This window comes from Blastococcus sp. SYSU DS0533, from assembly GCF_054050775.1.
Map to the genome: position 1 here is coordinate 68,081 of NZ_JBJGZZ010000013.1, position 16,993 is coordinate 85,073.

General features: G+C 74.7%; 16 protein-coding genes and 1 riboswitch. Of the genes, 12 read left to right on the forward strand and 4 right to left on the reverse strand.

Annotated elements, in window-relative coordinates; genetic code table 11:
* The first annotated feature begins 48 nt into the window (after positions 1-48).
* From ACI79W_RS15390 to ACI79W_RS15440, 11 genes are all read left to right on the forward strand, one after another.
* Positions 49-1,215 (forward strand): 4-hydroxybenzoate 3-monooxygenase, encoded by a 1,167-nt coding sequence (locus ACI79W_RS15390; protein ID WP_456562961.1) that lies wholly within the window; start codon positions 49-51, stop codon positions 1,213-1,215.
* 39 nt (positions 1,216-1,254) lie between these two features.
* Positions 1,255-1,431, forward strand: coding sequence for a hypothetical protein (locus ACI79W_RS15395; RefSeq protein WP_456562962.1), 177 nt, complete (start codon positions 1,255-1,257; stop codon positions 1,429-1,431).
* 94 nt (positions 1,432-1,525) lie between these two features.
* Entirely contained in the window at positions 1,526-3,148 is a 1,623-nt protein-coding gene (locus tag ACI79W_RS15400; RefSeq protein ID WP_456562963.1) for a carboxylesterase/lipase family protein, read from the forward strand.
* A gap of 265 nt (positions 3,149-3,413) precedes the next feature.
* The gene (locus ACI79W_RS15405; protein ID WP_456562964.1) at positions 3,414-4,589 is read left to right on the forward strand and encodes an acyl-CoA dehydrogenase family protein; all 1,176 of its coding nucleotides are present in this window, start codon (positions 3,414-3,416) and stop codon (positions 4,587-4,589) included.
* 6 nt (positions 4,590-4,595) lie between these two features.
* On the forward strand, positions 4,596-5,744 hold the full coding sequence (locus ACI79W_RS15410; RefSeq protein WP_456562965.1) for an acyl-CoA dehydrogenase family protein: 1,149 nt from the start codon (positions 4,596-4,598) through the stop codon (positions 5,742-5,744).
* Between the two features lie 269 nt (positions 5,745-6,013).
* Positions 6,014-7,582, forward strand: a complete 1,569-nt coding sequence (locus ACI79W_RS15415; protein ID WP_456562966.1) for a Re/Si-specific NAD(P)(+) transhydrogenase subunit alpha — start codon at positions 6,014-6,016, stop codon at positions 7,580-7,582.
* A complete protein-coding gene (gene pntB, locus ACI79W_RS15420; RefSeq protein ID WP_456562967.1) occupies positions 7,579-8,985 on the forward strand; it encodes a Re/Si-specific NAD(P)(+) transhydrogenase subunit beta in 1,407 nt (468 codons plus the stop codon). Before ACI79W_RS15415 ends, pntB begins: the two co-directional genes overlap by 4 nt.
* Before the next feature lie 49 nt (positions 8,986-9,034).
* The gene (locus ACI79W_RS15425) at positions 9,035-9,892 is read left to right on the forward strand and encodes an MEDS domain-containing protein (protein ID WP_456562968.1); all 858 of its coding nucleotides are present in this window, start codon (positions 9,035-9,037) and stop codon (positions 9,890-9,892) included.
* A gap of 211 nt (positions 9,893-10,103) precedes the next feature.
* Positions 10,104-10,826, forward strand: a complete 723-nt coding sequence (locus ACI79W_RS15430; protein WP_456562969.1) for a GAF and ANTAR domain-containing protein — start codon at positions 10,104-10,106, stop codon at positions 10,824-10,826.
* Positions 10,827-10,886: 60 nt separating this feature from the next.
* On the forward strand, positions 10,887-11,321 hold the full coding sequence (locus ACI79W_RS15435) for a hypothetical protein (protein ID WP_456562970.1): 435 nt from the start codon (positions 10,887-10,889) through the stop codon (positions 11,319-11,321).
* 35 nt (positions 11,322-11,356) lie between these two features.
* A complete protein-coding gene (locus tag ACI79W_RS15440) occupies positions 11,357-12,055 on the forward strand; it encodes a sulfite exporter TauE/SafE family protein (protein WP_456562971.1) in 699 nt (232 codons plus the stop codon).
* A gap of 3 nt (positions 12,056-12,058) precedes the next feature.
* Here the strand turns inward: ACI79W_RS15440 and ACI79W_RS15445 are convergent, their stop codons facing one another.
* Positions 12,059-12,442 (reverse strand): hypothetical protein, encoded by a 384-nt coding sequence (locus ACI79W_RS15445; RefSeq protein ID WP_456562972.1) that lies wholly within the window; start codon positions 12,440-12,442, stop codon positions 12,059-12,061.
* A gap of 216 nt (positions 12,443-12,658) precedes the next feature.
* On the opposite strand from ACI79W_RS15445, the gene ACI79W_RS15450 reads away from it, so the two are divergent.
* A complete protein-coding gene (locus ACI79W_RS15450; RefSeq protein WP_456562973.1) occupies positions 12,659-13,828 on the forward strand; it encodes a glycoside hydrolase family 3 N-terminal domain-containing protein in 1,170 nt (389 codons plus the stop codon).
* A gap of 143 nt (positions 13,829-13,971) precedes the next feature.
* Here the strand turns inward: ACI79W_RS15450 and ACI79W_RS15455 are convergent, their stop codons facing one another.
* The 3 genes from ACI79W_RS15455 to ACI79W_RS15465 form a co-directional block, all read right to left on the reverse strand.
* Positions 13,972-14,805: an aggregation-promoting factor C-terminal-like domain-containing protein gene (locus ACI79W_RS15455; protein WP_456562974.1), complete on the reverse strand. Its 834-nt coding sequence runs from the start codon at positions 14,803-14,805 to the stop codon at positions 13,972-13,974.
* A 187-nt stretch (positions 14,806-14,992) separates the two neighbouring features.
* Positions 14,993-15,131: riboswitch (cyclic di-AMP (ydaO/yuaA leader) on the reverse strand.
* A gap of 114 nt (positions 15,132-15,245) precedes the next feature.
* Positions 15,246-15,902 carry a class I SAM-dependent methyltransferase gene (locus ACI79W_RS15460; protein ID WP_456562975.1) on the reverse strand — a complete coding sequence of 219 codons (657 nt, stop codon included), beginning with the start codon at positions 15,900-15,902 and terminating at the stop codon, positions 15,246-15,248.
* Positions 15,903-15,948: 46 nt separating this feature from the next.
* Complete coding sequence (locus tag ACI79W_RS15465; protein WP_456562976.1) at positions 15,949-16,959, reverse strand: GNAT family N-acetyltransferase; 1,011 nt, start codon at positions 16,957-16,959, stop codon at positions 15,949-15,951.
* Positions 16,960-16,993: the final 34 nt, after the last annotated feature.

The window sequence follows — 16,993 nt, forward strand, 5'->3', positions numbered from 1 at the left end:
ACGGAAGGACCCGGAGACACCGGTGGCGGCGGGCGGGAGACTGCCCCCGTGCGCACCCAGGTAGCCATCATCGGCGCCGGCCCCGCCGGCCTCCTGCTGTCGCGGTTGCTCGCCCTGCAGGGCGTCGACTCCGTCGTCCTGGAGAACCGGTCCCGGGAGTACGTGGAGGCCCGGATCCGGGCCGGGATCCTGGAGCAGCACACCGTCGACACGCTCACCGCCGCGGGCGTGGGCGACCGGCTCCACCGCGAGGGCATGGAGCACCGCGGCATCTACCTGCAGCACCCGGGCACGCGCCACAAGCTCGACTTCCCGGAGCTCTGCGGCCGCACGGTGTGGGTCTACGGGCAGACGGAGGTCACCAAGGACCTGATCAAGGCCCAGCTGGACGGCGGCCCGCCGCTGCTGTTCGAGGTCTCCGACGTGCGCGTCGAGGACGTCGAGACCGACCGCCCGCGGGTCCGGTTCACCGACGCCGACGGGGTGGCGCAGGTGCTGGACTGCGACGTGATCGCCGGCACCGACGGGTTCCACGGCGTCTCCCGGCCCGTGGTGCAGGCCGACGACGGGCGCACGTGGGAGCGCACCTACCCCTACGCATGGCTCGGCATCCTGGCCGACGCGGCGCCGGCCACCGACGAGCTGATCTACGCCTGGCACCCCGAGGGGTTCGCGCTGTACTCCATGCGCTCCCCCTCGGTGTCGCGGCTCTACCTGCAGGTGGACCCGGCCGAGAAGATCGAGGACTGGTCCGACGACCGGATCTGGGAGAACCTCTCCCGCCGGTTCGCCCTCGACGGCTGGGAGATCAGCACCGGCACGGTCACCGAGAAGTCGATCCTGCCGATGCGCTCGTTCGTGAGCAGCCCGATGCGCCGCGGGCGGCTGTTCCTCGCCGGCGACGCCGCGCACATCGTGCCCCCGACCGGCGCGAAGGGGCTCAACCTCGCCGTCGCGGACGTGACGCTGCTGGCCCAGGCGCTGGTGCGGCTGCTGACCGAGGAGCGGACCGACCTGGTCGACGCCTACTCCGACCGGGCGCTCGCCCGCGTCTGGCGGTGCACCCACTTCTCCTGGTTCATGACCTCGATGCTGCACACCTCCGGCGACGACTTCGACGCCCACCTGCAGCTCTCCCAGCTCCAGCGGATCTGCTCCTCCGAGGCGGCCGCCCGCGAGCTCGCCGAGAACTACACCGGGCTGCCCGTCGGCTAGGGGCGCATCCGTCCGGTGCGCCGCGCGCGAATGCGGGGCGTGGAGTCCACCGCCCCGCAGCAGGAGACGGCATGGCTGGTGCAGCCCCTGGTCGACGCGGGCCTGGACCCCGGCGAGATCCGGGTGCTGGTCACCCGGTTGGGGTTCGAGGCGGCCGCTGACCACCCGTTCCCGGTGTCCCGGCATCGGTCGCGCCCGGCACCGCCCTCACCGTGACCCCTACCACAGGCCACTGCAACAGGTGTGGCTAGTGTCTCAGGTGCTGTGGTCCAGCTCACCCCGGGCCGGGCCGGCACTCCTTGGAGGTCACGTGCGCACCACTCCCCCACGTCCCGCCCGAAGGTCGTTGCTCGCACTCGGGCTGGGCGCCGTCCTGACCGCCGGCGCCCTCGCCACCGCGGCGCCCGCCGGCGCCGCCCCCGACCGCGCCCCCCTGGTCGTCCAGACCACCGAGGGTGCCGTCGAGGGCACCTCGACCGACGGTTACCGCCTGTTCGAGGGCATCCCGTTCGCCGCGCCGCCGGTGGGTGACCTGCGGTTCCGCCCGCCGGCGCCGGTGCAGCCCTGGGAGGGTGTCCGGGACGCCACCACGCCCGGCAGCGCCTGCCCGCAGGAGCCCAGCGCCAGCAACCCCACCACGTCGCTGGACGAGGACTGCCTCTACCTCAACGTCACGACCCCCTCGGGCCTGGGCACCCAGCGCCGCAACCTCCCGGTGATGGTCTGGATCCACGGCGGCTCGTGGCAGACCGGCAGCGGCGACCGGTACGACGCGAGCGAGCTCGCCCTCGAGGGCGACGTCGTCGTGGTCACGATCAACTACCGCCTCGGCGCGCTCGGCTTCATGGCGCAGGAGGACCTCTCCCGCGAGAACGGCGACGTCGCCTCGGGCAGCGCCGGGCTGCTCGACCAGCAAGCGGCGCTGCGCTGGGTGGAGCGCAACATCCGCGCCTTCGGCGGCAACCCCGGGCGGGTCACGATCTTCGGTGAGTCGGCCGGCGGCTCGGCGGTCTGCGCCCAGCTCACCTCGCCGGGCGCGCGAGGCCTGTTCGACCGCGCCATCGCGCAGAGCTACAGCTGCACCGCGCCCTACGACACGCTGGAGACGGCCGAGGCCAAGGGGGCCCGGGTCGCGGAGGCCGTCGGCTGCGCGACCGCGGACGACGTCGCGGCCTGCCTGCGGGCCGCGCCGGTGCAGCAGCTGCTCGATGCCTGGCCGGGCGGCGCCTTCGTCGTCGGCGGATCGGCCCTGCCGGAGCAGCCGGCCGAGGCGATCGCCGCCGGGAACCACGCCAAGGTGCCGGTCATGCACGGCAACCTCAGCGACGAGAACACCCTGTTCACGCCGCTGAACCCGACGGTCGCCCGCCTCGCGGCCGACGGCTTCACAGAGACCGACTACGCGACGGTCCTCGCCGGTGTCTTCGGTGACGCCGCGGACGAGGTGCTGGCGCGTTACCCGACCACCGCGTACGCCTCGCCGCTGCGCGCCCTGGCCGCCGTCAACAGCGACGCGGGCAGCGCGCTGTCCACCTGCGAGCACGTCGACGCCTACGACACCCTCGCCCGCCCGCCGGCGCCGGCCCCCGTCTTCGCCTACCAGTTCCGCGACGAGACGGCCGACCCGCTGGTCGACTTCCCGTACCCGGCCTACCCCGAGGACGCCCAGCACGCCACCGAGCTGCCCTACCTGTTCCCGGGGTTGTTCGGGAACGGACTGGACGCCGAGCAGGAGCAGCTGTCGACGACGATGGTCCGCTACTGGACCAACTTCGCGGCCCACGGCAACCCCAACGGCCGTGACGTCCCGACCTGGACCCGGTACCGCGCCTCGAAGGACGTCCAGGGCCTGGACATCGCCTCCGACGGGGGCATCGGCCCGGTCGACGTCGCCGCCGAGGCCCACTGCGCGTTCTGGTCGACCCTGACCTGAACCGACCTGCACCGCAGCGGGGGGGGGCGGCGCGCCCCCCCCCCGCGCCCCCCCCCCCCCCCCCCCCCCCCCCCCCCCCCCCCCCCCCCCCCCCCCCCCCCCCCCCCCCCCCCCCCCCCCCCCCCCCCCCCCCCCCCCCCCCCCCCCCCCGCCACGCGGGCGGCACGCCGTCCCCGGGTGCCGCCCCTACCCGCCGGTAGCCCGTGTGGGATCGTCGGGGGCACTACGTCGAGACGGCACCTGCCGCCGTCAGGAAAGAGGACCGATGCGGTTGCAGCTGTCCCCGGAGCTCGAAGCCTTCCGGGAGGAGATGCGGACCTTCTTCACGACCCAGGTGCCGCAGGAGATCCGCGACAAGGTCGCGGCTCACCGGCACGTGTCCAAGGAGGAGTACGTCGAGGCCCAGCGCGTGCTCAACGCCGCCGGCCTGGCCGTGCCCCACTGGCCCGTCGAGTGGGGCGGCAAGGACTGGACGCCCCTGCAGCGCCACATCTGGCGCGAGGAGATGCAGCTGGCCGGCGTCCCCGAGCCCCTCGCCTTCAACACCAGCATGATCGGCCCGGTCATCGCCGCCTTCGGCAACCAGGAGCAGAAGGAGCGCTTCCTGGCCAAGACCGCCAACCTCGACATCTGGTGGTGCCAGGGCTTCTCCGAGCCCGACGCCGGCTCCGACCTGGCCTCGCTGCGCACCACCGCCGTCCGCGACGGCGACGACTGGGTGGTCAACGGCCAGAAGACCTGGACGACCCTGGGTCAGCACGCCGACTGGATCTTCTGCCTGGTCCGCACCGACCCGACGGCCGAGAAGAAGCAGCGCGGCATCTCGATGCTGGTCTTCCCGATGGACACCCCCGGCGTGACGCTCCGCCCCATCGAGCTCATCGACGGCGGCTTCGAGGTCAACGAGGTCTTCTTCGAGGACGTCCGCGTCCCCGCCGAGAACCTCATCGGCGAGGAGAACCGCGGCTGGGACTACGCCAAGTTCCTGCTCGGCAACGAGCGCGTGGGCATCGCCCGCGTGGGCGCGACCAAGAAGATGCTCGCCCAGGCGAAGGACTACGCCCGCGAGATCACCGTCGACGGCCGGCCGCTGCTGGAGGACCCGTTCATGGCCCGGCGGATCGCCGAGGTGGAGAACGAGCTGGTGGCCCTCGAGCTCACCGCGCTGCGCGTCGTCGCGAACTCCGCCGACGGCAAGCCGCACCCGGCGTCCTCGGTGCTCAAGCTGAAGGGCTCGGAGCTGCAGCAGGCCGCCACCGAGCTGCTGGTCGACATCGCCGGCCCGCTCTCGCTCGCCTCCTTCGCCGAGGAAGGCTCCGACGTGCCGGACTGGGCGCGCGTCGCCACCCCGCACTACCTGAACTACCGGAAGGTCTCCATCTACGGGGGCTCCAACGAGGTTCAGCGCACCATCATCGCCGGCACGATCCTGGGGCTGTGATCTGACGTGGACTTCACCTTCGACAGCGAGCAGAACGACCTGCGGGAGGCCGTGCGCGGCCTGCTGGCGCGTGCGTACTCCGACAGCGAGCAGCGCCGGAAGGTCGTCGCCAACGACCCGGGCTTCGACGAGAAGACCTGGGCCCGCCTGGCGGAGATGGGCCTGCTCGGCCTGCCCTTCGCCGAGGAGCACGGCGGCATGGGCGCCGGCCCGATCGAGGTGGCGATCGTCGCCGAGGAGATCGGCCGGGTCATCGCGCCCGAGCCGTTCATCGAGGCGGTCGTCCTCGCCGGCGGCCTGATCGCCGCGGTCGGCACCGATGAGCAGAAGGGCGAGCTCCTCGGGGCCATCGCCGAGGGCACGACCGTGCCGGCGTTCGCCCACGCAGAGACCGGCACCCGGTGGAGCGCCTCCGCGTCGGCGGTCACCGCCACGCAGTCCGGCGACGGCTGGACCCTCAGCGGCGCCAAGGAGCCGGTGCCCACGGGCGCCCGCGCCGACGTCCTGGTGGTCTCCGCCGTGGTCGACGGCGCGACCGCGCTGTTCCTCGTGCAGGGCGACGCGGCGGGCCTGACCCGCACCAGCTACCGCACGCACGACGGCACCCGCGCCGCCGCCGTCCGCTTCGACGGCACCCCGGCGACCCTGCTGGGCGCCGGTGGCGACCAGACAGCCGCCATCGAGCGGGCGCTGGCCGAGGCCCGGATCGCCTACAGCCACGAGGCCATCGGCGCGATGGACACCGCGCTGCGCACCACGGCGGAGTACCTCAAGACCCGCAAGCAGTTCGGCGTCACCCTCAACCGGTTCCAGGCGCTCACCTTCCGCGCCGCGGACATGTACGTGTCCCTGGAGCTGGCCCGCAGCGCCGCGCTGTGGGCCTCGATGGTGCACGACGCCGGTGGCGACGTCATCTCCGCCGCCGACCGTGCCCGGCTGCAGACCAGCCGCGCCGGTCGGCACATCGGCAAGGAGGCCATCCAGCTGCACGGCGGCATCGGCGTGACCGCGGAGTACTCCGTCGGGCACTACACCAGCCGGCTCACCGCCATCGACCACCTGCTCGGTGACGGCGACTTCGCCGCTGCGCGGCTGGCCCGCACGGTGGGCGAGCGGGCGACCGTCGACCCGCTGGGCGCGCCCTACGCCGTCTAGGCGACACCCCGCCGCGGAGCCCCGTCCCTCGACCCGAGGGGCGGGGCTCCGTCGCGTCGTGGCCCGTTCCGGGCCCGCCGGACCCCGAGGGAGCCGGCGCCCCGTCCCGTGCGGGGATCCCCCGGCGGCGTGCCGTGCCTCACATTTCCGCACCCGTCCACCGCGGCCGCGCGATCCCAGGCAATATCCGTCCAACCCACCGAGCACCGCGAACGACCCCACTGGCGGGCAGGCGACGAGGCCTGCCCGGCGAGGAACGGAGCGCCACGATGCAGATCGGAGTCCCGCGCGAGACGCGGCCCCGCGAGACCCGGGTGTCCGCGACACCGGCGACGGTCGCGCAGCTGGTGCAGCTCGGCTACGACGTCGTGGTGGAGACCGGAGCCGGCGCGGCGGCCAGCTTCCCCGACGAGGCGTACCTCACGGCCGGCGCGCGGATCGGCACGACGGCCGAGGCCTGGGGGTCCGAGGTCGTCCTGCGGGTCAACGCCCCCGCCCGGGACGAGATCGGGCTGCTCGCCGACGGCGCGACGCTGATCAGCCTCCTCTCCCCCGGCCTGAACCCCGAGCTGGTCGAGGCGCTCGCCGCCCGACCGCTCACCGTGCTGGCCATGGACGCCGTCCCCCGCATCTCGCGGGCCCAGTCGATGGACGTGCTCTCGTCGATGGCCAACATCGCCGGCTACCGGGCTGTCATCGAGGCGGCCAACGTGTTCGGCCGGTTCTTCACCGGCCAGGTCACCGCGGCGGGCAAGGTGCCGCCGGCCAAGGTGCTCGTCGCGGGCGCGGGCGTGGCCGGGCTGGCCGCCATCGGCACCGCTTCCAGCCTGGGCGCCGTCGTCCGCGCCACCGACGTCCGCCCCGAGGTCGCCGAGCAGGTGCGCTCCCTGGGCGGCGAGTACGTCGCCGTCCCCGCCGGGGAGCAGGAGGTGAGCAGCGACGGCTACGCCCGCGAGATGGGCGAGGACTTCAACCGGCGGGCCGCCCAGATGTACGCCGAGCAGGCCCGCGACGTCGACATCGTCATCACCACCGCACTCATCCCCGGCCGGCCCGCGCCGAGGCTGATCACCGAGGAGATGGTCGCCTCGATGCGCTCGGGCTCGGTGATCGTCGACATGGCCGCCGCGCAGGGCGGCAACGTCGCCGGCTCGGTGGCCGACGAGGTGGTGGTGACCCCCAACGGCGTCACCATCATCGGGTACACCGACCTGCCCGCCCGGCTCCCCGCGCAGGCCTCCCAGCTGTACGGCACCAACCTGGTCAACCTGCTCAAGCTGCTGACCCCCGGCAAGGACGGCCGGCTGGTCCTCGACCTCGACGACGTCGTCCAGCGGGGCATCACCGTGGTGCGGGACGGCGAGCTGATGTGGCCTCCACCGCCCGTGCAGGTCTCGGCGGCACCCCCACCGGCCGCACCCCCGGCGGGGGCGACAGCGGGCATGCCGGCCGTGCCGCAGCGGACCCCCGCGCCCGCGCGCCGGTTCGCGCTCGTCGGGCTGGGTGGGGCCCTGCTCTTCCTGGTGGCCGCCTTCTCCCCCGACGAGCTGCTCGGGCACGTCACCGTGTTCGCCCTCGCCGTCGTCGTCGGCTTCTACGTGATCGGGAAGGTGCACCACGCCCTGCACACGCCGCTGATGAGCGTCACGAACGCCATCTCCGGGATCATCGTGGTCGGCGCGCTGCTGCAGCTCGGCAGCGACGACGGCGTGGTGCGCGCGCTGGCCTTCGTAGCCACCCTCGTGGCGAGCATCAACGTCTTCGGCGGCTTCGCCGTCACCCGCCGCATGCTGGGCATGTTCTCCCGCGGCCAGGGCACGGAAGCCGCTGCCCGATGACCGCCACCACCGCCGCGGCCGCGGCCTACATCGTCGCGGCCCTGCTGTTCATCCTGAGCCTCGCCGGGCTCAGCAGGCACGAGACCGCCAAGGCCGGGAACGCCTACGGCATCGCCGGCATGGCGATCGCGCTGGCCGCCACGGTCGGCCTGGCCACCCGGGACATCTCCGCCGTCGGGCTCACCCTCCTCGTGCTCGCCGTGGTCATCGGTGCCGCTATCGGGCTGTGGCGGGCGCGCGTGGTGGAGATGACCGGCATGCCGGAGCTGATCGCGCTGCTGCACAGCTTCGTCGGCCTGGCCGCCGTACTCGTGGGGTGGAACGGCTACCTCTCGGTCGAGGGTGCCGACGGCGGCTCCTCGCTCACCGGCGCCGAGGCCGGCATCCACTCCGGCGAGGTCGTGGTCGGCGTCTTCATCGGCGCGGTCACGTTCACCGGCTCGATCGTCGCCTTCCTCAAGCTCTCGGCGCGGATCAAGAGCAACCCGCTGGTGCTGCCGGCCCGCAACTGGCTCAACCTGGGCGCCCTGGCGCTGTTCGCCGTCCTGACCGTCGTGTTCGTGGCCGAGCCGAGCCTGCTGGTGCTCTCGGTGGTCACGGTGCTGGCGCTGGCGCTGGGCTGGCACCTGGTGGCCTCGATCGGCGGCGGCGACATGCCCGTCGTCGTCTCGATGCTCAACAGCTACTCGGGCTGGGCCGCCGCCGCGTCGGGCTTCCTCCTGGGCAACGACCTGCTGATCATCACCGGCGCCCTGGTCGGCTCCTCCGGCGCCTACCTCTCCTACATCATGTGCAAGGCCATGAACCGCTCCTTCCTCTCGGTCATCGCCGGCGGGTTCGGCAACGAGGGGTCCGCCGCGTCGTCCGACGTCGACTACGGCGAGCACACCGAGATCACCCCCGAGGAGACCGCCGAGCTGCTGCGGGACGCGAAGTCGGTCGTCATCACCCCCGGCTACGGCATGGCGGTCGCGCAGGCGCAGGGCGCCGTCGCCGAGCTGACCCGCAAGCTGCGCGCGAAGGACGTCGAGGTGCGGTTCGGCATCCACCCGGTCGCCGGGCGGCTGCCGGGGCACATGAACGTGCTCCTGGCCGAGGCCAAGGTGCCCTACGACATCGTGCTGGAGATGGATGAGATCAACGACGACCTCGCCGGTACGTCGGTGGTCCTGGTCATCGGCGCCAACGACACGGTGAACCCCGCGGCCACCGAGGACCCCTCCAGCCCGATCGCCGGCATGCCGGTGCTGCGGGTGTGGGAGGCCGAGCACGTGGTGGTCTTCAAGCGTTCCATGAACACCGGCTACGCCGGTGTGCAGAACCCCCTGTTCTTCCGGGAGAACAGCCGGATGCTCTTCGGTGACGCCCGGGAGCGCGTGGAGGACATCCTCAAGGCCCTGTGACGTCCGCAGCCGGCTGTCGTGCCGGCTGAGCAGCCGCTACGGTGGGCACATGCGCGTTCACGGCTCGGTGAGGGGCGTCCCCCCACCGCGGGCGCGCGACCACGTGTGCTGGGTGTACCGCGACGAGGACGAGCTCGACGCCGCGGTCGTCGCCTTCGCCGGCGGCGGGCTGGCCCGCGGGGAACGCCTGCTCGGCGTGGGCGACCGGGTCGTGGCGGCCGTCCGGCGTGGCGGTGCGGCCCTCGGCGGCGTCGAGGAGCTCGTCACCGACGGTGCCCTGCAGCTGCTCTCGCTGGAGGAGGCCTACGCCGCCGCCGGGCCCTTCGGCGCCGGGCGGCAACGGGACTTCTACGACCGGGCGACGCGGAAGGCCCGCGCGGAGGGCTACCGCGGGCTGCGCGTGATCGCCGACGTCAGCGCGCTGGCCGGCGACCCCTCTGCCCGGGCGGAGCTGGCCCGGTGGGAGCACGGGGCCGACGAGTACATCGCCCACGGGCCCGGCATGGCCGCCTTGTGCGCCTACGACGCCACCCTGCCGGGAGCAGCCCTGGACGCCGTCACCGCCGTGCACCCGCAAGTCCACGCACCGCACGCTCCACCGCCCTTCCAGGTCTTCTTCGACCGGCACCGGGTCGTCGTCGTCGGCGAGGTCGACCTGGTGGGCGCGGAGCGGCTCTTCCGGGTCCTGGCCACCTCCCCGGTCGAGGGTGGCACCTGCACGCTGGACCTCTCCGGCCTCGGCTTCGCCGACGTCGCCGGCTGCCGCGCGATCGCCCGCTGGGCCCGGTCGCTCGCCGCCACGGGTACGGGGGTCGAGGTGCGCGATGCACCGCCGCTGGTCCGGCGGGCGTGGCGGCTGCTGGGGTTCGACCGGTGGGCGCCGGTCGTCTTCACCACCGCCCCCTGATCCGCCGCCGCGACCGTCCCACGCCGGGGTCGCACGCCCCCCGGGATCGGCCCTGGCCCGTGGCTATATTGAGCACCGCTACACACGCGTCACACAGCCGGCGCGCGGCAAGGGCCCCAGGCCCGGCCCGAGGGCACCTGGAACAACGCGGGACCCCTCTCTGACCGCCGGCGCTCGTTCGTCCGGTGCAGGAACCGACGGAGTGCAAGGCGTGACACCCCCTGACGACGACGATGCGCTCGCCGTCCAGCCGGCGTTCGAGGAGCTGGCCCAGCTCTCCTTCGCGGAGCACTCGCTGGAATCCGTGCTGAGCACGGTGACGGAGCTGGCCACCCGCATCCTCCCGGGCCGCCCGGTGGCCTCGGTGACGATCCTCGGCGACGCCCGCCCCAGCACGGTGGCCGCCAGCGGGCAGCTGGCGGTGGACCTGGACGAGGTGCAGTACCGCTTGGGCAGCGGCCCCTGCCTCGAGGCGGCGGCGACCGGCCGCCCCACCGTGGTCGCCGACACCCGTGCGGAGCCGCGCTGGCCGGCGTTCGGCGCCGAGGCCGCCGCGCTGGGCTGCGGGAGCACGCTGTCCTACCCGCTGCCGGTCCAGGAGCGGGTCTCCGGGTCGATGAACGTGTACGCCGGGGACTTCACGGTCGCCGACGACCGCACCCGGTCCCTGGTCTCGCGGCTCGCCGCCTACGCGGTCGGCCCGGTGTCGAACATGTACCTGTACGAGACCGCGGTGGAGCGGGCCGCGCACCTCCAGGCAGCCTTGGAGCACCGGGCGGTGATCGACCAGGCCAAGGGCATCCTCATGGAGCGGCACAAACTCACCGCCGACCAGGCCTTCCGGTTGCTCGCGCGGGTGTCGATGGAGAGCAACACCAAGGTGCGTGACGTGACCGCGCGCTTCGTGCTGACCGGGCAGCTGCGGCCCGACTGAGTCGGCCAGCCCCGGGCGCGAGGAGTTGCGTCCGGGGCGCCGGTCACCCACGGTTTGCTGGTGGATCCCTTCCGCGGGCTCGGCATGCCCCGCATCCCCGGGTTCGGCGAGCTCGTCGCGCTGCTGCAGACGCAGACGGAGGCCTTGTCCCAGCTCCCCCGCACGCTGGCCGACCTGAACAGCACGGTCCGGGAGCTGACCGCAGCCACCACCGCCGCCCGGGAGACCATCGCCTCGGCCCAGCGCATGGCCGAGCGTCTGGAGGGCCTGGTCGAGGAGCTCGAGGAGCCGGTGCGCGCCCTGCGCCCGGGCATCGAACGGGTGGGTCGGGTGCTGGACGACCCCGCCGTCGACACGGTCCCGGAGACCTTGCGCCGGATCCACGACGACCTGATGCCGCTGATCCACGGACTGCGCCAGGCCCAGACCCGCGTGGGGTCGGTGACCGGCCTGCTGCGCCGTCGTCCACCCCACGACGAGGACGACGGCTACTGACCGGGGAGCTGACCACCGACCTCGTCCCGCTGCTGGTGTGCGCCCTGGCGGTGCTGCTGGCGTCGGTCGTCCAGACGGCGACCGGGATGGGCTTCGGCCTGCTCGCCGGGCCCCTGGTGCTGCTCGTGCAGCCCGCGCTGGTGCCCGGCCCCCTGCTGGTGGGCACGCTCGCCTCGCTGCTGCCGGTGGTGTGGCGCGAGCGCGCAGCGCTGGAGCTCACGACCGTGCGCGGTGCGGTGCTGGCCTCGGTCCCCGGTGTCGTCGCGGGTTTGTGGCTGTTGCAGGTGATCGACGTCCGATTGTTGGGGATAACGGTCGCCGTGGTGGTGCTGCTGGCGTGCAGCGCGTCACTCGCGGGCGTGCGCCTGCCGGGCGGACGGCGTGCGCTCGCCGTCGCCGGCTTCGCCTCCGGCGCGCTCTCGACGGTCGCGGCGACGCCGGGGCCGCCCCTGGTGGTCACCTACCGGGCGCCCACCCCGGCCGCCCATCGGGCGAACCTGTCGGTGTTCTTCGTCGGGACGACGCTGCTCTCCCTCGGCGTGCTGCTGGCCGGTGGTGAGCTGACCGGCGGCGGGCTGGCCGCCGGGGTGGGGCTGGTGCCCTTCGTGCTGCTCGGCTTCCTGCTCGCCGGACCGCTGCGCCGGCGGCTCGCGCTGCCGGTGATGCGCCGTACCGCCCTGGTGCTCTGCCTGCTCTCCGGCGCGGCCCTGCTGGTCAGGTCGCTCGCGGCCTGACCGTCACTGCCCGGCGGGGGGCTCCCGGCGCACGAAGTCGCCGACGGCCTCCTCCAGCCGCGCCCACGTCCCGCTCCACTCCACCAACGGGTCGAGGATCCGCTCGAAGACGGCGAGCTGCTGGTCGAAGGCGTCCAGCTGGGCCCGCATCGCCGCGATCGAGCTGCGCTGCGAGGTCACCATCTCCTTGATCGCGCGCAGCTGGGCGGCGGACATCGCACCCGGCGGGCTCGGCAGGGCGGGCAGCGGGAGCCGCGACGTCGCGTTGCCGGCGAGCCCGCGGGCGCGATCGCTGAAGAACCGCAGCTGGCTCACGAACTCGTCGATCGACCGGCCCACGAAGCCGCCCTGCGGGGTGGTCCGGTCGTCGTCGCCGGCCTCGGTCATCGTTCCCCCTCCGTCGGTGCTGCACCGACCTTAGGCAGCCCGGCGGGTCCACGGCGAGGGCACCGAGGGCCGCCCGGCGCACCGCGCGGCGGTGCGACCGGTGCGCCGGGGCCCCGTGGGACGGGAGGGGCGGGCGTCCCGCGTCGGACCGCGGACGGACGCGCCCCCGCACGGAAGCTGGCTGCCCGACCGAGCCCCCGAACCCCTGGGAGACCCGTGCACCTCCGCGGCATCCTGCCGGCCCTCGCCTCCGTCGCGCTCTGCACCGCCCTCGCCGGCTGCAGCGCCCCGATCGCCGTCCGCCCCGCCGCGGCCGCCGCCGACGCCAGCCCGGCGCGGTCGGCGCCGGGCGACCCCGCTGCCGCCGTCGACGCCGCCCTGGCCGCGCTCGACCGGCGGGCCGAGGTCGCACAGCTGTTCGTCGCGGGGGTGGCGCTGGACGACCTCGGCGACGCCGACGTGCTCGTGGCCCACGGCGTGGGCGGCCTCTTCCTCGCCGGCCGGAGCGCCGCCCCCGTCACCGAGCTGGCCGCGACGACCGGGGGCTGGCAGGAGCGCACCCCGGGCCCGGGGCTGTGGATCGCGGCCGACCAGGAGGGCGGTGCCGTGCAGACCCTCAAGGGCGAGGGCTTCGACCGGCTCCCGGCCGCCGCCGAGCAGGGCGCCCTGCCCGCCGACCGGCTCGCCACCCTCGCCGACGGACTGGGGCGGGAGCTGAGCGCGGCCGGGGTGAACCTCAACCTGGCGCCGGTCGCCGACGTCGTCCCGGCCGGGACCGAGGAGGGCAACGAGCCGATCGGGGCGTTCGGCCGCCAGTACGCGGGCACGGGACCCGAGGTGGCCGAGGACGCCGCCGCCGTCGCCGACGGGCTCGCGGCGCACGGCGTGGTGCCGACCTTCAAGCACTTCCCCGGGCTGGGGCTGGTGCAGGGCAACACCGACACGAGCGCCGGCGTCGTCGACCCGCTCACCGGCGCCGACGGCGAGCAGGTCACCGCCTTCGCCGAGGCGCTCGCCCGGACGTCGGCCGACGGGTTCGTGATGACCTCGTCGGCGACCTATCCGCTGATCGACCCCGGCAACCAGGCGGCGTTCTCGCGGGCGGTGGTCACCGACCTGCTGCGCGGGCGGCTCGGCTTCGAGGGCGTGGTGATCTCCGACGACCTGGCCAACGCCGCGGCGGTCCAGGGCCTGCCCGCCGGCGAGCGGGCCACCCGCTTCCTCGCCGCCGGGGGCACCCTGGTGCTCAGCTGCGACGGCGACCTGGTGCCGGAGATGGTCGACGCGGTGCTGGCGCGCGCCGAGGCGGACCCGGCGTTCGCCGACGTCGTCCACGCCGCCGTCCGCACCGCGCTCACCGCCAAGGCCGAGGCCGGCCTCCTCTGACCCCCGACGACGAGTTCGGCGATCTCGTCCCCATCAGGCAGCTGACGGGGACGAGATCGCCGATCTCGCGGTGAGGTGCTGGAACGGCCTCGCTGCAGGGCCCCGCCGCGAGCCTGCGAGCGGTGGGGGGCAGCGAGGTCCTTCTAGTACCAGCCCACCGACTGCGAGTGCGCCCACGCACCGCACGGCGAGCCGTAGCGGTTGTTGATGTAGATCAGCCCCGCGTCGATCTGCCGGTAGCCGTCAGAGGTCTTGGCGATGCCGGTGCCGGCCCAGGTGGAGTCGAGGAACTGCGCGATGCCGTAGGCGGTGCTGCGCGGGTTCTGGGCGTTGGGGTTCCAGCCGCTCTCCTTGCCCCACAGGCTCTCGAGGCAGGAGAACTCGCCGGCCGAGCCGACCTTGCCCATCGCGTACTCCTTGAAGGAGCCGGCCGGGGCCGGTGCGGCGGCCGGGGCAGGCGCGGGGCGGGCGGGCGCCGGGGCCGGTGCGGGGACGCTGGCCGCCTGCTGGCGGGCGGCCTCGGCGCGGGCGGCTTCCTCCGCGGCGGCCTTGCGCGCAGCCTCCTCGGCGGCGGCCTTGCGCGCGGCCTCCTCCTCGGCGGCCTTGCGAGCGGCCTCCTCGGCGGCGCGGCGGTCGAGCTCGGCCTGCTCGGCGGCGGCCCGCGCCTCGGCGGCGGCGGTCTGCTCGGCAGCGCGCTCGCTCCGGCTCGCGGCCAGGGGTGCGAGGCTCTGCACGGCGGACTCGACGGCGTCGGCCGCCGGGGCTCCGGTGGGGATCCCGAGCTGCTCGGCCACGCTGACCGACGCCAGCTCCGGCTCCGCCTGCGCGGCCGGCTCGTGGGCGACGACGCCGTTGACCAGGATCCCGCCCGCGGCGGCGACGGCCAGGAGCAGCGCGGGACGGCGGACCGACCGGGTGGTGCGGCGCCCGCCGGCGGGACGGAGGGCGCGGGTGATCGAGGTGGCGCGGAGGTTCATGGGGAGGGACTGCTCCAGGGGCAGGGCACAGCGGGCCGCGGAGGCGGCGCGACTGCGAGGTGGTCGAGTGGCAGCGGGTCGGGCGGGTGCCCGGGCGCTCAGCGCGGGGAAGGCGCGCGCGAGGCTCCGTACCGGCTGCGGTTCCGTGCAAGGTGGGCCCGCGGGCTCGCCATGCGGCGGCTCTCCGTTTCTTCCGTGTGCCGCCTACCGGGTTAGCTGACGGATTCGGGCGGGAAGCGGCCCTACCCGCGGCGGGACGTGCCCGGCGCAGGATTCACCCCAGTGCTGCGGTGGGTCCCCGGCTCGCCCCGGAAGGCGACTCGGCGGCGCCCGGCGGACCTCCCCGGTGGGGAGTGGACGACCGTCCGGGCCCAGCCACCGTAACCACCGTTATGCAGTCGTGACAATCCCCCGGCGGTCACCGGTCCGTGAGCCGGGCCTCACGGCAGCCGCCAGACGGTGGTCCGGCGCACCGGAACGGGTCCGCTCGGCGCCGGCTCGGTGTCGGGGACGTCGTAGGTCGCCAGCGCCTCCAGCCGGTCCTCGGGCAGGTAGACCCGGCCGGGATCGCCGACGAGCACCTCGGCTCCGCGCGCCCGGGCCGCGGTCAGGAAGGGCAGCACCCGGTCGGTCATCTCCCGGTCGTAGCAGACGTCGCCGGCCAGCACGACCCCGACGTCCGGCGGGTCCGCACCGAGCACGTCCCCGACCGGCGTGATGCCGGCCGTCCCGTTCCGGGCGGCGTTGACGGTGACGGCGGTCAGCGCGTACGGGTCGACGTCGCTGGCGAGCACCGCGCTCGCCCCGGCGAGGACGGCGGCGACGGCGACCAGGCCGCTGCCGGCGCCCAGGTCGAGGACCGCGCGCCCGGCCACGAGCTCCGGGTGGTCGAGGACGTACCGCGCCAGCGCCTGCCCGCCCGGCCAGGCCGCGGCCCAGAACGGCGGGTCGGTGGAGGTGCGCCCGTGCTCGGTCTCCATCGCCTCCCAGAGGGCGACGACGTCGGCAGCGACCAGCAGCTCGACCTCGGGCACCAGGTCCGGGCGCACCGGCCGGGTGTGGGCGCTGACGAACCCCGCGGGGATAGGACGGTCCACCCCGGCAGTCAACCGCACCCGTCCCCCGGCCCCCGGGCCACCCGCCTCAGAGCCGGGCCGACCAGGAGGAGAGGACGCCCGCGGGGCGGAAACCGAGCTCCTCGTTGACCGCGACCATGGGGGTGTTGTCCTCGGCGTTGTAGGTGCTGACCCGGCGAACCTCGGGGAAGCCTGCGGCCAGCTCCCGCAGCACCGCGGCCTTCATGCGGGCACCGAGCCGGTGGCCGCGGTGCTCGGGCAGCACCAGCGTGCCGCCCTGGTGGGCGAGCACCGGCTGGGCGAGCGGGATCTGCAGGTCGGTGAAGCCGACGAGGCGGCCGCCGGTCACCGCCCCCGCGCTGAGCACCGTCCGGCCCCGGGCGAGGTGCGTCTGCTCGTACTCGCGGATCCGGTCGCCGTCCCACTCCTCCTCCCCCACCGGCAGCTCGCCGTGCGGCGCGTCGGTCGTCATGCGCCGCTCCAGCAGCGCCCGGTCGGCCAGCAGCGGGCCCGGGGTGCGGTCCCGCCAGGTGACCACCTCGTACCCGGCGCCCGCCGCGGCGGCCCCGGCCTCCAGCGCCGCCAGCCGGCCCTCCTCGACCGGCAGCGCCAGGTCCCGGCGGGTCTCCAGCAGGTCGCAGGTCCAGCCGTGCCGCTCGGCGAAAGCCCGCCCCGGTGCACCGGGACCCGGTTCGTCCACCTCGCTCACCAGCAGCGTGCGCCCGAGGGAGGCAGCGATCCCACGGGCCTCGGCCAGCAGCGCGCTGCCCAGGCCCCGGCGCCGCGCAGCCGGGGCCACCGCCAGGTCGACCACCGCCAGCGACCGGTTGTCCTTCAGCGGGACGATCAGCCGCAGGGCGCCGGCGACCGCGCCGTCCACCAGTGCCGCCCGGTGCGTGCCGTCACGCGACCCACCCGGCGCCACGAGCTCGCGGCCCAGCGCGACGTGCTCCCGGGCCGGCCGGGGCGGATCGTCGGGCCGGGCGTCACGGCCCGCGGCGGACCACACCTCGCACCAGGCGGGGAAGAGGTCGTCGTCGGGTGCCAGCTCGACGATCCGGCAGGAGGAGTGGGTCACGGTTCCCGTTCTACCGAGCGCGGCAACCGCTTTC

Coding starts and splice junctions, on each gene's coding strand:
- ACI79W_RS15425 (WP_456562968.1), top strand. CDS start 9,035: ATGCGCGTTCACGGCTCGGTGAGGGGCGTCCCCCCACCGCGGGCGCGC.
- ACI79W_RS15455 (WP_456562974.1), bottom strand. CDS start 14,805: ATGAACCTCCGCGCCACCTCGATCACCCGCGCCCTCCGTCCCGCCGGC.
- pntB (WP_456562967.1), top strand. CDS start 7,579: ATGACCGCCACCACCGCCGCGGCCGCGGCCTACATCGTCGCGGCCCTG.
- ACI79W_RS15445 (WP_456562972.1), bottom strand. CDS start 12,442: ATGACCGAGGCCGGCGACGACGACCGGACCACCCCGCAGGGCGGCTTC.
- ACI79W_RS15415 (WP_456562966.1), top strand. CDS start 6,014: ATGCAGATCGGAGTCCCGCGCGAGACGCGGCCCCGCGAGACCCGGGTG.
- ACI79W_RS15405 (WP_456562964.1), top strand. CDS start 3,414: ATGCGGTTGCAGCTGTCCCCGGAGCTCGAAGCCTTCCGGGAGGAGATG.